The sequence below is a fragment of the Planktothrix sp. FACHB-1355 genome, assembly GCF_014748295.1.
Lineage (GTDB): Bacteria > Cyanobacteriota > Cyanobacteriia > Cyanobacteriales > Aerosakkonemataceae > Aerosakkonema > Aerosakkonema funiforme_A.
Genome location: NZ_JACJUP010000032.1, coordinates 1 through 15,817, shown reverse-complemented (window position 1 = coordinate 15,817; position 15,817 = coordinate 1). Strand labels below are relative to the sequence as shown.

Annotated in this window: 12 protein-coding genes; 6 read left to right on the top strand and 6 right to left on the bottom strand. The window is 46.1% G+C overall.

Going from position 1 to position 15,817, the window contains the following annotated elements:
- Positions 1 to 127 precede the first annotated feature (127 nt).
- A complete protein-coding gene (locus H6S82_RS03430) occupies positions 128 to 955 on the bottom strand; it encodes an HpsJ family protein (protein ID WP_190465036.1) in 828 nt (275 codons plus the stop codon).
- Between the two features lie 1,016 nt (positions 956 to 1,971).
- On the opposite strand from H6S82_RS03430, the gene H6S82_RS03425 reads away from it, so the two are divergent.
- Positions 1,972 to 2,514 carry a 3-isopropylmalate dehydratase gene (locus tag H6S82_RS03425; RefSeq protein ID WP_190465037.1) on the top strand — a complete coding sequence of 181 codons (543 nt, stop codon included), beginning with the start codon at positions 1,972 to 1,974 and terminating at the stop codon, positions 2,512 to 2,514.
- A gap of 112 nt (positions 2,515 to 2,626) precedes the next feature.
- Positions 2,627 to 2,974, top strand: a complete 348-nt coding sequence (locus tag H6S82_RS03420; protein ID WP_190465038.1) for an NAD(P)H-quinone oxidoreductase subunit M — start codon at positions 2,627 to 2,629, stop codon at positions 2,972 to 2,974.
- Between the two features lie 211 nt (positions 2,975 to 3,185).
- On the opposite strand, the gene H6S82_RS03415 is transcribed toward H6S82_RS03420, so the two are convergent.
- Complete coding sequence (locus H6S82_RS03415; protein ID WP_190465039.1) at positions 3,186 to 3,443, bottom strand: hypothetical protein; 258 nt, start codon at positions 3,441 to 3,443, stop codon at positions 3,186 to 3,188.
- Between the two features lie 322 nt (positions 3,444 to 3,765).
- Between H6S82_RS03415 and H6S82_RS03410 the strand changes: the two genes are divergently transcribed.
- The 4 genes from H6S82_RS03410 (at position 3,766) to H6S82_RS03395 (ending at position 9,121) form a co-directional block, all read left to right on the top strand.
- Positions 3,766 to 4,044: a DUF6737 family protein gene (locus H6S82_RS03410; RefSeq protein WP_242056803.1), complete on the top strand. Its 279-nt coding sequence runs from the start codon at positions 3,766 to 3,768 to the stop codon at positions 4,042 to 4,044.
- Positions 4,045 to 4,080: 36 nt separating this feature from the next.
- Positions 4,081 to 6,510, top strand: coding sequence for a protein phosphatase 2C domain-containing protein (locus tag H6S82_RS03405; protein ID WP_242056802.1), 2,430 nt, complete (start codon positions 4,081 to 4,083; stop codon positions 6,508 to 6,510).
- 85 nt (positions 6,511 to 6,595) lie between these two features.
- Entirely contained in the window at positions 6,596 to 8,215 is a 1,620-nt protein-coding gene (locus tag H6S82_RS03400; protein ID WP_190465040.1) for a CHAT domain-containing protein, read from the top strand.
- A 276-nt stretch (positions 8,216 to 8,491) separates the two neighbouring features.
- A complete protein-coding gene (locus tag H6S82_RS03395) occupies positions 8,492 to 9,121 on the top strand; it encodes a hypothetical protein (RefSeq protein ID WP_190465041.1) in 630 nt (209 codons plus the stop codon).
- A gap of 9 nt (positions 9,122 to 9,130) precedes the next feature.
- Here H6S82_RS03395 and H6S82_RS03390 read toward each other — a convergent pair whose 3' ends face one another.
- The 4 genes from H6S82_RS03390 to H6S82_RS03375 form a co-directional block, all read right to left on the bottom strand.
- Complete coding sequence (locus tag H6S82_RS03390; protein ID WP_190465042.1) at positions 9,131 to 10,501, bottom strand: PrsW family glutamic-type intramembrane protease; 1,371 nt, start codon at positions 10,499 to 10,501, stop codon at positions 9,131 to 9,133.
- Between the two features lie 136 nt (positions 10,502 to 10,637).
- The gene (locus tag H6S82_RS03385) at positions 10,638 to 10,847 is read right to left on the bottom strand and encodes a hypothetical protein (protein ID WP_190465043.1); all 210 of its coding nucleotides are present in this window, start codon (positions 10,845 to 10,847) and stop codon (positions 10,638 to 10,640) included.
- Positions 10,848 to 10,861: 14 nt separating this feature from the next.
- On the bottom strand, positions 10,862 to 11,425 hold the full coding sequence (gene def, locus H6S82_RS03380; RefSeq protein WP_190465044.1) for a peptide deformylase: 564 nt from the start codon (positions 11,423 to 11,425) through the stop codon (positions 10,862 to 10,864).
- A 553-nt stretch (positions 11,426 to 11,978) separates the two neighbouring features.
- Positions 11,979 to 15,521: a Calx-beta domain-containing protein gene (locus tag H6S82_RS03375; protein WP_190465045.1), complete on the bottom strand. Its 3,543-nt coding sequence runs from the start codon at positions 15,519 to 15,521 to the stop codon at positions 11,979 to 11,981.
- Positions 15,522 to 15,817 lie beyond the last annotated feature (296 nt).

Sequence of the window (15,817 nt, the reverse complement as noted above, 5' to 3'; positions counted from 1 at the left end):
GGTGAGAATATAAATCGAGAACATGAAAAACTTACGATTTACAAAAAGATCCGGCTTTGATTGGACACATACAAATTCCCAGTTTCTCCTGACGATCGGAATAGCGTCATCACCTAAGCAAAGCTTACTAACGCTTAGGTGTTTTGCGAGACCCTATTTGGGGAGAAGACAACAAACCGCCCAATCCCGTTCCGGTAATGATCAGGTAGCCAATGGAGAGGAACACGCTGCTCACTCCTATTTGCACTTGAGACTTCAAAGCTGCCCGCTTGGCTTGTTTTTCCAATTGTTGCTTGCGTTCTCTTACTTGGGTTAGCGTTTGATTGCTGAACTGTTTGGCTTGCCGATCCAAGTATTCATCCACTACTTGCGGATTGTCTTTAGACTGCTGCAATATTGTTTTGAGTTCGTTTGACACTTGCTGGCTTTGGAGTGCTTGGCCCAGTCTCTGTTCGTCTTTGAGCAAGTCGCTGATTTGGGTTTTAATTTGGCCTCGGCGCTGTTCGATTTGGGCTCTAAAACCTTCACTGTTAAGCTGGCTTTCTGCTTGAGTTGCCTGCTGCTCAATTCTCTGGATCGCCTCATTGCTAGCCTTACTGACATTGTTTACGTGAACAAAAGTAATAACCAGGAATGCTAAGCCTAAAATACCGGAAAGCACGAGCGCCCCTACTTTCACTAATTGCCAGGGTTGACCGCTTCCCTGCGGGTCTAGTTGATCGTCCATCCAAGAGCCAGCAAATAGCAAAGCTATCCCCAGCATAGGGATAAATCCTCGCTCGACAAGCTGGGTTGTCAGGTTTATTTGCCAAGCTTCCTCTTGCAGGTGAAAGGACGGGATAGTCAGAGGCAGGGTTACCGTGTCAATCACAAAAGACAAAATCAAGATTGTGCCGACAAGCTTGAGAATTAGGGCTGCTGGCGATGAAATTATACGGTTTGCAGACGCTTTCATAAGTTTCTTCTTCGCTTGGTTATGGTTGGGTTCAATTACTGGTTTTCTATATCTAGTTTGTCATGGGTTTTAGATTTATTTGCTATGCTTGCAAGCCAAAGTGCTTCTCCAGACTGAGATTGGCTGCTGTTTTCGGATTCGATCGAAAGACTTTAGCTTCGCTGGGGCTGTCCGTTGGGAGCCAGATATATTGGCTCGATGGCTCTGTCCTTATTCTCCAAAGGGAAAGCCAGAATCCAAATCAACACACCATTGAAGGCGAGCGTTATTAAAAAAGTTTTTCGATCGCAAAAGTCAATTGCTACTGTACTGTCTTGTGTATTGTGACCAGTCTTTCTCGATTTATCTACAAGATTTTTCTATTTCAATCCTGATGGCATGACTGCAAAGAAGCTGGGGATATTTCAGTTTGGGTCTGACAGCGGAAAAATTAGCTCTTTTGAAAGAGTTTATAGACCTTATATTTATCGATTAATAAACCACTTTTAACCCAGCCTTATCCACAGTAACCATTTTATGTCCCGGCAAATCCCCTCCTTTTAAATTTACTTGGTTTCCTGAGCTTATAGTTCACATTTTTCTAGTTTTATGCTGTTTCCAGAGGTCTAGTCTTGTTTTTGCTAAAATTCCATAATATACCCGCTCCTGATTATCCTCAAACAAAAAATTACAAAATTTAACTTTTCTCCTTAAACTAATACATACTTGAATACAAGTTTATCAATCAATTGACTTTTTTAACTGCTTCTGCAAAACTTAATATTTTAACATTTCCTCTAAATAGTTTGACTCATACTTGACATCAAAAACTTAAATTTAGCAACAAAGGGCTTATTTTACATAGGCGAAAAAAATAGATTTTATGTAAAATTAGATAATTTAGCCGAACGGTGACTTGCTATCCTGAAGAAAAATCACATTGCTTTAATATATATGGTGGTTACATTTTCATGTAAGATGTACTGGAAGTACACCTAGCCGAGTAAAAAGCTGCAAAAGTAAACAGGAAATTTATTATGAGCAAAGTAATTCGCGGTATCATCTTTGTTGTTGATGACAATATTGATACAGATCAAATTATACCAGCAGAATACCTCACGTTGGTTCCTTCTAAACCAGATGAGTACGAAAAGCTCGGCAGTTATGCTTTTGCAGGGTTACCCGATCGCTACGGTAAGTTTATTGCGCCAGGAGAAATGAAGACGCCCTATCCCATAATTGTAGCGGGAGAAAACTTCGGCTGCGGCTCCTCGCGAGAACACGCGCCCATTGCTCTAGGGGCTGCTGGGGTAAAAGCTGTTGTAGCCCAGTCCTACGCCCGCATCTTTTTCCGCAATTGCTCGGCTACTGGCGAACTTTACCCTTGGGAGTCAGTCGAGCGTTTGTGTGATGTGTTGGAAACCGGTCAGGAAGTTTCGATCGACTTTGAGCAAAATCAACTGATCGACCACACGCATGGGAAAATTTACGATCTCAAGCCAATTGGAGAAGTGGGGCCTGTGATTGAAGCAGGGGGAATTTTCGCCTATGCCCGTCAGACAGGTATGATTGCTCGTTAAAAATCAAGTTCGGTATCTGCCTAAAGACTCTATGAGTCTATTTTCAAAGCGTAATTGCCGTAACAAAGGTTTACAATAGGTTGGCCAGTACTAGCTTTACAACACTGCGACTATGTTGCTCAAGTCTACAACCCGCCACATCCGCATTTTTACTGCCGAAGTTGAGAACAATGAGTTAGTTCCCAGCGACAGCGTTTTAACTTTGGATGTCGATCCAGACAATGAACTAAATTGGAACGAAGAATCTCTGCAAAAAGTTTATCGAAAGTTTGATGAACTTGTTGAGTCATCTAGCGGAGAGAATTTAACGGAATACAATATCCGTCGCATCGGTTCGGATTTAGAACATTTCGTGCGTTCTCTCCTGCAAAAGGGTGAAATTAGTTATAACCTCAATGCTCGCGTTCTTAACCACAGTATGGGTTTACCTCAAGTAGCAGCCGAACAAGATAAACAATAGATTCTAAGATACTTGTACTTGGCTTTGGCGGCGGTATTAAAAATATTGATGCCGCCAAACCAAGCTGTAGAAACCCGTTTTGGGCATAGTTAATTCTGGTCAAATGGCTAAGTGGAAAATGGCTGGTTATGCTCGCTCAGTATAAGTTGTGAAAGCCTTTTAGTCTGGCATCGCAAAGCAAAAATATTAAAAATATTGACAAAAAAAGAACTTAGGAACGCTGACGTTTCTTTTGTGCTAAAAATTCTGTAAAAGCTGCTTGACGATTAGCCATGAACCGACCCCAAAATCCAGGATCGAAATCCTCCATCGTACATACAATTGCCCAAGTATCAATGTTGAGCATTCGATAAAGGAGAGTCTGAGATCTTTTTAAGTAGGTAATACCTTCATGAATTTCTGCGAGCGCAGAAGATTCTGAAGTAGGGACTGTTTTCTCTAGATGACGGTCGAATATAGGTGTGGGCATAGCAACCAGCAAAAAAATTATTAGTTTAGATCGATTTGAACCAATCCTAAATACAGGTAATCAAGAGCCTAAAGAATCGGAGCGGAAAGCTTAACCAATTTACATTGCTCTTGAAAGAAAGAATTAGGAAAGCAGATATTTAGATTCTGCAACGATTGGTAATTAAGGAACGATTTCTAAATTTATATGTTCCGCCGCGATCGCTCAAGCGGGGGTTCACCCCTACCTGACCGAGGTTGCCTCCTGTAATTTAGTGCATATTAGATATTGTAGGTATTGTCTAGCAAATACTTCATCCGTTTTACAACCAAGTTATCATCTTATGTCCGACGATCCAAAATCGAAAATCGATCTGAACCCTTGGGGGTACAAACCTTGGTGGTGTCAGCCTTGGTCGATTGCAGTCACCGGGAGCGGGCTGATCGGCTTAAGCTGGTTATTATTCAAAACTGTTTGGGTGACAGTTGTAGTGTCCCTACCAGTGTTAATTTGGATGGGCTTCTTTTTGATCCTTTGGCCTCAACTGATGAAGCAAAGTACCACTGAGCCTTATTATCCACCATCAGGATCGGACTCAGCTGCGCGATCGAATCAAAGCTAATAGAGAGAACGTCTTATATCTAAATAGTTAGAGAAGATGGATAGTCAAACGCTACAATCGTTGATTATCAACCGATTTGGCAATTTGACTACAAGTAGGCTCTCTTGCAGACCCCTGCATATCATCGGCCAAATCCCGAAGCCTTGGAGTGAAAAAATCTTCATGGGAGACGCCGCTCAAATTACTTGCCCGAATACGCACTGTCAGGCTCCTAACCCAGAGAGTCACAAGTTTTGCCAGAAATGTCGTACCCCCATACCAAAACGGTATTTGTGGGCGGTCGGTTCTGGGATAGAAGCTTATAAGCCAGGGAAGCTTTTGGCAGAGCGTTATGTCCTCAAACGCGACAGAATTTTGCTGGACACCAAACCAGGGCTAGTACCCTTATTTCCGCAAGATATCACAGATGCGATCGCACCCTATTTGTATCTTTTCCCCTATCGGTTACACGTTCCCCAAGTTTACGGACTCTTACCACCGCTCAAAAAAAGCCGAAAGGAAGTAATTTGGCTGCTCGAAGAAGCTCCGATTTGCACCGATGCTAAAAGCTTAAAGCCCAACCTAATGACAGAATTAGCCACAGCTTGGGAAAATGCCCCAGCAATCCGGCAGCTCAATTGGCTGTGGCAAATTGCCCAACTTTGGCAACCTTTTAGCATCGCGGGTGTCACGGCTAGTTTGCTGAAACCAAAGCTGCTGCGAGTGGAAGGGCCGATCGTGCGCTTGTTGGAATTACGCCAGGATCGAGAGGAACCGAACTTAAGCGAGTTGGGTCAGCTGTGGTTGCAATGGGCGGGAAAGGCACAGCCAGAGATCGCAGATTTTCTGGTTCAATTGTGCCAAAGTACGATCAAAGGCCAGCTATTTCCCGAAGATTTACTAGCTCAGTTAGATGGCGCTCTGTATACAGTAGGGCAATCCCAAGAACGCATCTATCAAATTGCCAGCTACACAGATACAGGCCCGACCAGACTACGCAATGAAGATGCCTGCTACCCGGATAGCGGTAATTTCTACCAAGTCCCTGCGGGTTCTCAAGCTTTAACTGTTGTCTGCGACGGGATTGGCGGACACGAAGGCGGCAATGTCGCTTCCAGCTTAGCGATAGAAACAGTCGTTGCGGAGGCATCTCGCTGGCAGAACCACCAGCTTGCAGATGATGCAGTTGACGATCGCGTTGGCTCATTGGGCAGCTTAAAAATATTGCCGTCCAACGATCTGGTTGATTTGAGCTCGGAATTAGAACGTGCAATTTGCAATGCCAACGATCTTATCAGTCAACGCAACGATAGCGAAGGGCGGTACGACAGGCAACGTATGGGCACAACACTGGTAATGGCTTTGACTCAAGCCCACGAGATGTACATTACTCATATTGGGGACAGCCGAGTCTACTGGATTACGCGCCACAGTTGCCATCAAATTACTGTAGACGATGATGTGGCCAGCCGGGAAGTGCGGCTGGGCTATACCTTATACCGAGAAGCGTTGCAACAGATCGGATCTGGGTCTTTGGTTCAGGCATTGGGTATGAGTTCGTCAAACAACTTGCATCCCACAGTACAGCGGTTTGTTATTGATGAAGACTGTATTTTTATGCTGTGTTCTGATGGTTTGAGCGATAGCGATCGCGTAGAGCAATACTGGGATACAGAAATCGTGCCAGTTTTAGAAGGCAAAATAAACCTGGCGACAGCGGCAGCAAGACTGATCGAGATAGGCAACACCCAAAACGGTCACGATAACGTTACTGTAGGCTTAGTTTATTGCCAGGTTAGAGACAAATCGGCGGGTATGGCTCCCACTTTAGTCATCCCCGAATCGGTTGCATATTCTGCTTCAGCTCGAACTCAAGATTTTGGCACTCCCTCCACACTTAAGACTCAGCTCCTACCTACTCGGCTTGCCAAACCCAGTCTGTTACCCCTGTTAGGTGGAATCGCTTTGTTGCTGGGATTGGGTACGGCACTGGTCTACTTTACTGTGGGTAAATGGGGCGATCTGCCTGTGTCGAATCCGGATTCTATCGGTCAAACCAAGCCACACAGTTCATCCCAGGAAAGCCCTGTTTCCAGTCGTTCACCCCTCTCGTTGAGTCCGGGATTGTCGATCGCAGTCTCGATCGCTAACAATTCCCAAAGCCCCAGATCTCCTCTTTTGCTTTATGAAGGGCCTCAAAAACAAAATGCGATCGGGGTAATCCCAGAAGGTACTATCCTCGAAATAAAAAGTAAAGCTGTTCGAGATGGAGACAGCTGGCTGAAACTTAAAGTATGCAAAATTCCTGCCACGCTTAACTCACAGAAGCTTCCAGCAACTTATAATTTAGTTATACCAGCCCAAGAAGGATGGATTCGACAAGTAGAGCTTGAATCGAACATTAGCCAAAATTCCATTCAAAAAGCTGCTGGGCTGGGAAAATGTACTGGTAGTGGAGCCTCTGCTAGTCCAGGGGCAAATCGTTAATAAATTCAGTCTGAAGAATAGATAGACTGAAAGAAAACTGGTGAAAAAAATTGCTCCAGTCCAGATCCAGTATCAAGGGTTCTGAATGTCGCCATCTGAGAGTCCTTGCCTCAACTTAAGCGTAGCTCGCCTGGTAGCTGCTGAGGCAGAGCATTTTGCCATATGGGTTTTAAAAGCCCCATTACCTGGTGGATACCTCCACCACGACTGCATTTGGCCGGAAAGCTTAACCCAAACCTGGCTTGCTTGGCAGGAGATGTTTTCCCCTCTCAGCTTGTCCAGTTCTCAAAAGCTTCCAGCAGTCCAAGTAGCTTTAGCTCCAACAATGGTAGTTGTGTCGTCTCCTTTAGGTTCCACAACTAGCTACGGCGGTCGTTTGATGCAGCAGCTAGGAATACAACTCTGGCAGTGGCTATTTGAAGGGGCGATCCAAAGCAGTCTCGATCGCAGTCAAGGAATTGCCATTGGACAAAATCAACCTTTACGGCTACGTCTGGAAATTCGCGACCCAGACTTAATAACTCTGCCTTGGGAAATTATGCAGCCCCAGGCCGGAAAACAGGCAATTTCTTTAAGTCAGCAATTGCTTTTCAGTCGCACCACCAGCGATGTTGCTCCTCTACCTCCCCTTAAACCAGAGCAAGCCTTAAACATACTGCTGGTTTTAGGTCAACAAGATGCCCCCAGGCAACCCTCATCTTTGGGAAACTTAAAACTCGAACAAGAGGCACTTGCTCTCGCTAAAATTCTTGAAAGTAGCGGCAACGTCAGTCCTAACGGTACTGCTACCCTGGTACCGTGCCTGGTAGATACTTTAGTTATGCCCACTCCAGAGGAACTAACTGCACGCCTGGAAAGCAACGCTTACAATGTTTTCTTTTATGCCGGTCACGGTGAACCTGCACCTGATGGAGGCTTGCTGTTTTTGCGGCCCGGTGTCACCATGAACGGTACAGAATTGGCACAAGTACTGACTCGTTGCCAGGTGACGCTGGCAGTTTTTAACGCTTGCTGGGGAGCTCGATCGGCAGAACACAATCATCAGCCTATTCCCCGTAGCAGTTTGGCAGAAGTGCTGCTGCATCACGGTGTACCAGCGGTTTTGGCAATGCGGGATGCTATTGCTGATGAGGAAGCAATTAGCTTTATCAAAGCTTTTGCTCGTGCTTTGGCGGAACGGATGCCGATCGATCGGGCGGTGGCCGTAGCTAGACAGCAGTTGCTGACCCTGTATAAGTTCAATCAACCAGCTTGGACTTTACCTGTTCTGTATATGCACCCGGAGTTTGATGGCGAACTGCTACAACCTCTGGCTGAAAGTATTACCGAATTACCGGAAAATTCTTTAACTTGGATCGGACGAGAACGAGCTGCTTTTGTGCGTCCTTTAGGATCGACAAATAAATTCTGGCCAATTCGTGGTGGATTGATGCGAGTAGGACGTCGCCAGCAGGATAACGATTTGACGATCTGCGAAAAGTGGGTTTCGCAAAGACACGCAGAAATTATTTGTCGCGGCGATCCTTTGGACAGTAACTCCCCACCGACATATTTCCTGCGAGATTTTTCTCGCTTCGGTACGCTGATTTTGGGAACTGGGGGTTGGCGAAAAGTTCATCACCAAGAAGCTCCCTTGCAATCTGGATCTCAGTTAAAGTTTGGTAGTTCCCACGGGCAGATTTGGGAATTTGTAATCGATGGTTGAGGATATTGATGTCTCCATCGTGCGGTTGTTACTTGACTGGGAAATCGGGAATCTGCCCCATAAGTAGGAACTTGGGACAAAATTAAAATACCTCACCTGTGCCACTGGAAAGCCAATCTGTAATAAAAAATGGTGGAAGAGAATTGGCATTCCACTATTTCTGAGTTTGGATATTGATAGAGAAAGAGAATCTCAAGGGTTGCGGAACTTGTGGAAGTGCTGGTGTAGTCACCCTGCGGACAGCGTTGGTAAAAAATAAGATTCAGGAGTTGAATTATGGCAAGTGAAACCAGGTATTCGGAATATTCTCCCGATTTCACCGCCCAAGCAGAACACGATCTGGTGCAGGCACTTCTGCAAGATGAAACAACCTATTGCTGGAATACCACTCATCCGGAATCAGAAGCTTATTTTGCCGAACTAGAAAAGGCTTTCGTTTTAGATGATTGGCTGGAGGTTGATGTAGAGGCTCGATCGCAGACTTTGTTTGCACACCTTGACCGACTTTGGGTGGAAAAGGTTCCAGACAATGTGGAAGCGTTGGCTTTAGATCTGCCTATTTTAGGGGCTTTGTACCAGAGGTTTGCTTCTCGCGTCCCGCAGGTAACTCTAGAGACGATCGCCAAACAGGCCAAAAATTTGATGTCAACAAATTTATGTTTGGCAGAACGTTTGGTAAAGTGCGTGCAGCAACTGGCTTTAGGCTGGGAAGAAGAAGACTTATTGGTGATGGCTCGTCCTTTAGCTTATGCTATGCGGGGAGCAGAAACGGAAGCGATCGAATCTGTGCTGGGAACTGTTAGAGGTGTTCCTTTTGCTGAATTATCGAAGATGGAACAGGCACGCTTAAGTTTGGCAATAGCTCGCTACGCCTTTGCTGAATTGGAATCTAGAGGCGATTCATAAAGGTAGTAGCTATGTTTTCGATCGACGAGGCGTGAGGACAGCGTTTCGCCTTGGTGACAAAGCCCTAGCCTTAAGAATAGCTGCTGTCAAAAAAGCATAGGACAGCACACCTACCAAGGCCAAGACAAAGGGACTAATAATACCAGTTGCATTCCATAAAGCGTGAAGTACTGCCGCGCTGAGGTAGCCTATGCTAAGGATTTGCCAGCGCCGACGAGGCTTCAGGCTACTGAGCCCAATGAAATAGCCCAAATAGCCGCTGTATGCCATATGTCCGGCGACAGAGCCTAAAATCCGAGGAATCAGCAGTTGCAATCCCACCAACTCCCCTACACCTTCCCCCACCTGAAATGTCGCATCCCGGATAATCTGAGGTACGTACTGCCCTAAAGTTTCCATTAGGGTAAAGCCAACAGCAGAAGATGTTCCCAGCAAAATCCCATCAAGGGGTTCTACTACTCCGATTCTTTCGCGCCAAGCAGGTGGTAAGCGGCGTCCCAGCAAATCAGCGCCTAGCACGGGTAAGGCTTTGAGCAACTCTTCCATCAAGCCGGCTCCGAAAAACATTCGGATGAGTAGAATCGGAAAAGTTAAGTTCTCGAAATTTGTTGGTAAACTTCCTGGCAGAATTTGGCGAAAAATAACTATAAATAAAGGGAGTAGCGGACTTAGTAAAATTAATACAGTAACCAAGGCACAAGCTAATAGCATCCACCAAGGTTTATGCTTGCCACAAAGTTGATAAACGAAGTAATAAGCGGCTCCTGCCAAGTATGAAGCCAGCACCAAGTTGAATACCATAGGGTTGCCTACAGCAGCAAACATCAAGACTACAAATCCCACTGTGATGATGCCTGGAAGCAAGTAGGCTTTTTGAGTCAGTTCGCGTCCGGTTGAAAAAATGGGAAACAGCTGAGTAAAACTAACAGACTCTGTTTGAGAAGGTCTTATGGTAGGACTAGATTCAACTTGTGGGCTGGGAGCGTTTCTTAGTGAGGAGGGAGTGCTAGCAGCAGTCTGGGTAGTTTTTATGACTTCAAAGATGAATTCTGGGCCGTTTTGCCCCAGTACGATCCGATCGCCTTCTCGACAAATACGACATCCTTCTAGCCGTTGGCCATTTACATAGGTGCCATTTGCACTTTTGAGATCGCAAACAAGCCAGTTGGGTGGAGCGCCTGCAAATTTGGTTATGTGGCTGACTGACGCATGACGCCTGGAAACCATTCCGTATATGTTGGAGTCCAGCACAATTTGACAGTTTAAATCTCGCCCAAGCACAATTTCGTCAGCAGTCTCAAGCGAGTAGCGACGTTCTGCTTCATCTGCACTCTCAGTCGGCAATTGCCGGAGAAATGCCTCAGAAATGTCACTTTTCATTTGCCAAGAGTCAGTAGTTTTTTGTTTTCAAATAAAGTGATGTCCAGTCAAATCTACTCCCTATGGAATTAATTAAAAATTAAAAATGCAAAAAACTTCTCATTTTTAACTTTTAATTTTTAATTTTTCTGACTATTCACTGCTGTTGGTTTTCTTTGGCGTCTTTAACGGCAGCATAGAACAAAAATCCACCCAGCGGCAGGCTGATTGCCAAAATAATAGTTGTTGCTAAGCTACCCAACTGGGGTTCTCCAGAAGAGAGCTCGAATATTGAACCCACTGCTGCGATCGTTGATACGCAGGAAGCGCCCAACAAAAGGGCGCTTTTTGAAGTTAGTGTACTCACTGCCTTTTTCCGAATTATCCAACTGGTTTGACAGCCTGGGTCGAGAATCCGTACTTGTTTAACTCTTGAGTAAGCGCCAAACTATTTTCTACCCGGTCTACAAAGAGTACTCCGTTGAGGTGATCCATTTCGTGCTGAATGGCACGACTGAGCAAGCCTGTTGCTTTCAGCGTTCGAGGGCGACCGTACTCGTCTTTGTAAGCAACTTCAATAGCTTCTGGACGTTTGACGTCCAGGTAAACTTTTGGAATGCTCAAACAACCTTCCTGAGCTACACACAAGTCGCGGGTCAATGCTTTAATCGTGGGATTGATTAAAACCAGAGGCTGATTGGCCGGGTTATCTGGCTCGCAGTCTACCACAATCAGTTGTTTTTGTACAGCCACCTGCGGTGCAGCCAGACCGATCCCATCGGCGCTGTACATAGTTTGTAGCATTTCTCGCACGAGATCTCGGATTTCTGAGTCTACTTTAGCGATACGCTTTGCTGGTTGACGCAAGGCGCGATCGCCCAAGACCCGAATTTCGAGCGGCGGGTTTTCCAACTTTTTCTTTTCGACTAAAACCTCAGAGGTCATGGAAGCTTAACTTGTGAGTAAGACTCAATAATTTGAACAGATCCAACTAAAATCAAAGATTATTGTTGGGGATTTTTTCTCTATAGGGATAAACCCATCGCTTTTCCAGAGATACTGGTTGGGAGCTTGTGTCGTGATAACTTTTGTAAGGGATCGCTCCCTAAAAAGAGAAATAGTTTTTTCCGCTCAATAGGGTTTGGTTAAGTTAGTTTGTGTGTTGAGCGTTAGAGCTTTTACACTACTGTGTTAACCAGTTGTCCATATTGTAACATGATTTATTGATATCGATCTGCTTTTATATTGCTAAGCGCAATAAAGACCCAAACCAAAGATTATGGGTCGGTACTGCGCGTTCTGATTGTGAACAAAATTGCTGATTTTAGATTTGAGATTCCAACCTGGCCTGTTGTTTTCCAGGTTGGAATCATAAGCTTCAAATCTGGAATTTCTTGACCTCCCTCAATTTTAGCGGGCTAGGGGATAGGTAAGAAGGAGTGGGAGCGGGAAAAGATTAATTCTCCCACTCTAGGTAGAGACTCCTGCCAGCTTGGTTTTAGAACGGTTGGGTAGCAAATGGGTTGAAGTCTACGTTGGCAGCTGTACCGCCGGAACCGTTGATCGCACTCCGTCCGGTGCCGCCGATTGTCGGGCCATTTGCAGAATCCCACCAGTTATTTTCTGCATTCAAAGCACCAGTCCCGCCGTGGTACAGTGCGGCATTCGAGTTACCGATGATGTTGTTGAAATTGATCTTGACTGCACCTGTAATATTTGTGCCATCTGCGATCGCTATACCATTGAACGAGTTCGTGATCGTGTTGCTGCTGACATTTACCGTTCCCAATTTTGTAGTTGTCAGACCGGAATCCCGCAATCGGATACCGCCCCTATCCGCACCGCTTGTGGTGTTTGTATTGGTGATATCGTTGTTTGCGATCGTCGCGCTACCACCTGCCAGCTGGATGCCCTGTTGCCCGGTGTTGCTGACGGTATTGTTATTAATTACACTCGCAGCGTTGGTAATTGCATCGGCGGCGATTCCCGGCCCGGGTACGCTGGCAATGGTGTTATCCGTAATCCTCAACGTGTCAACCCGGAATGCCTGAATACCGCTGGTGCTACTGCCTGCATTGAATGCAAGGTCGCGAATTAAGTTGTCTTGCACAGTTAAAGAGGAACCGGATGCACCTTGATAATCGAAGCGCATTACACCACCCGTTGCTGGCCCGGTTCCGGTAAACTCATTTTGACGAATGATGATGTTATTACTGGCATCGTTATCCAGGATGGCATTTTCTCCTTGGATATCGATTCTCAGACCCTCAATTGTAACGTTATTGACACCAGAGGCAATGTCAATAACTCGCGCACCTGCGGGTGCCCTAACAATAGCAGGGGCACCTGCCAAACCAGTGGAGGGGCTCAAACCGGCATTAGGCCCGCGAATTGTTAATGGCTTGTTGATAACAATGGTGCCTGGTTCGTTATAAGTACCGGGTAGCACGAAAATGATCTCATTATTACCGGCTGCATTGACCGCTTCCGTGATGGTGGCATGATTGCCAATCGCGTTGCCACCCGACTGTGCAAAACGGAGTACCCGATTGGGAGCGGGTACGGGTACATTTAATAGGTTATTATCCAGAATATTGATTGTAGCCATATCCTGGGAACCTACAAAATAACCCGTATCTTCAGATATGGTCACAGTCACTGTTTCAGTCGGTTCACTAATGGCGTCCGCTGTGGCTGTGATGCTAATTAGATCGGAGACAGTTTTACCGGCAGCGATAGTGATACTGTTACCACTAACAGTCGAGGAATAGTCAGTGTTGGGTGTAGCTGTACCTGTGATAACGTAATTGATTGTAACTGACTGGTTGATATCGCCTCCAGTACGTGCAAACTGAAACGTACCGGGCTTCCCACCAGCCTCTGAAGCAGTAGGATTGGGTGCGGTAACGAAGACGGTCGGTTTTGCTGCTGCTGGCGGATCGGTAATGATTACGGTGGCACTGTTAGCAGGCCCCACCGTGTAATTGGCACCGCCGCCTAAAAACAAGGCGATCGTTTCATTGCCTTCGATCGCGCTATCGGAGATCGGGTTGATATCGATGATTGCGCGATCGGAACCTGCTGGAATAGTAATGCTGGTGCTCAGCGTTGGCGTAGACTTATAGTCGGTATCTTTAGTAGCAGTGCTTAAAGGCGAGAGAGTGTAATTGACGGTAAGCGGTTGGGTCAGGTCTCCTGTGCGGGCGATCGTAAACTGGCCTGGATCGGCGGGAGTGGCATCAGATGCAAGTGGGTCGCTGGCAAAAATATTGACCGTGGTTTGAGTTAACGCATCGTTATCCAAAATTGTGACAGTAGCCGTGTTTTTGGGGGAAGCTGCCACATCGTAACCCGTACCGGCAGTCAAACTAGCTATTACCGTTTCATTCGATTCGACAAGTGTATCGTCAATAGCTACAACCGGAATTGTCGCGCTGCTAGCACCAGCTGGAATAATCACGCTACCGCTAAGGGTTTGGTAGTCTGTACCGTTGATAGCTATACCGGAAATGACGTAATTTACCTTGAGGTCTTCATCGGTATCGCAAGGGACGGAAACGGTAAACAAACCTGGTGCTGTAGTTGGTGTGGATTCGATCGTCGTGGGATTGGTGGCTGTAATACTGACCCTTTCAGGCCCTCTTGGAGTGAAAGCAGCACCATCTATCGAATTGCTATCGACATTCTGCAAGACTGCCAAAAACTCGCCGGTGGTCTTGTCCTGAATAATGGTGTTGGCGACATCGCCTCCCGTACCTTGAAAGATATTTAAATCGCCATAACTGACACCACCACTTAGTGAAATTAAATCTATACAAAGTTGAAAGTCGGTAATCAAGTCGGCATCAGTTTTGGTAGAACCACCGGTACCGCGACCGATGACGAAGACATCAGTGTTAGTTTCACCGCCACTATCGCCTGTGAGGGTATCTGCACCCTGGTCGCCGAATAAGGTGTCTCGTCCGCGATCGCCAAAGAGGGAGTCATTGCCGATGCCTCCCCGTACTACGTCATCGCCCATACCTCCGAAAATGCTGTCCTGACCTTCGTTGCCGTTGAGTACGTCATCGTCCTCGTTGCCGAACAACTGGTCGTTACCGCCTAAACCGTAAATCGTATCTAAGCCTTCGTTACCGAAAATAACATCGTTACCATCCCCGCCAAAATCAGACTCCAATCCTTGGTCGCCGTAAAGTAAATCGTTGCCGCCACCGCCATAGAGGCTGTCGTCTCCCAAATCGCCATAGAGGGTGTCATTCCCTTCGTCACCGAGAAGGGAGTCATTGTTCATGCCTCCCCGTATGGTGTCATTGCCTTGTCCTCCAAAGGCAGTATCGTTGCCCTCGTTGCCATTGATGGCATCGTTACCTTCATTACCATATAAAAGGTCTGTTCCGTCGCCGCCAAATACGGAGTCGTTACCCTGGTCGCCATAAACGGTGTCATTCCCTTCGTCACCGTACAATTTGTCATTGTCCATACCGCCCCGAACGGTATCGTTATCCATACCACCCCGGACGGTATCGTTGCCTTCGTTACCGTTGAGAACATCTTGCCCTTCGTTGCCGTTAATTAGGTCATCATTTTCGTTGCCCTGAATCGAGTCGTTGCCCAAATCGCCGTATAGGGTATCGTTGCCCAGGTTGCCGAATAAGCGATCGTTGTCTGCACCGCCCCGGAGATAGTCTTGGCCATCTTCGCCAAACAAGGTATCGTCACCTTCGTTGCCATTCACAACGTCATTACCGTCATTGCCGTTGAGAAGGTCCATACCCTCATTGCCAAAGATGGTATCGTTGCCAAGGCCACCAACACCTGTGTCATTGCCAAGGTTGCCATAGATGATGTCGTTGTCTTGGTCGCCCTGCAAGTAGTCCTCGTTGTCATCGCCTCGCAAGCTATCTTGGCCTTCGTTTCCGTAAATGGTATCGTTGCCTGCTTGGCCTAGAACTGTGTCGTTACCTGCTAGGGCAAGAATAAAGTCTGGTGCTAGTGTGCCAGCAAGAAATTCACTATCTATTGTTCCGGTGATATTTGCCATTTTTTTTACTCCTCACTACCTAGTCCATATAATCTAACGATTCAGCTCCAAACAAAATGATTATTTGCATATTTTTATGCTGTTTAGGTGTGTTGGTAGTCAATTTTAGGGTGAAGGGGTGTAATATTACTCCTTTATTAAAAAGATAGTTCCTAAATTTATGGCTTTTTGGCCTGTTTTTCGACCTTTGACGGTATTCAAAAATTATATTTGGCCAGATTTGGGCCCAAATTGGCAACATAGATCTGTCAAAATCCGTTTCAAAATCCGTTTGTCTGCTTACGGGATTTTAATGT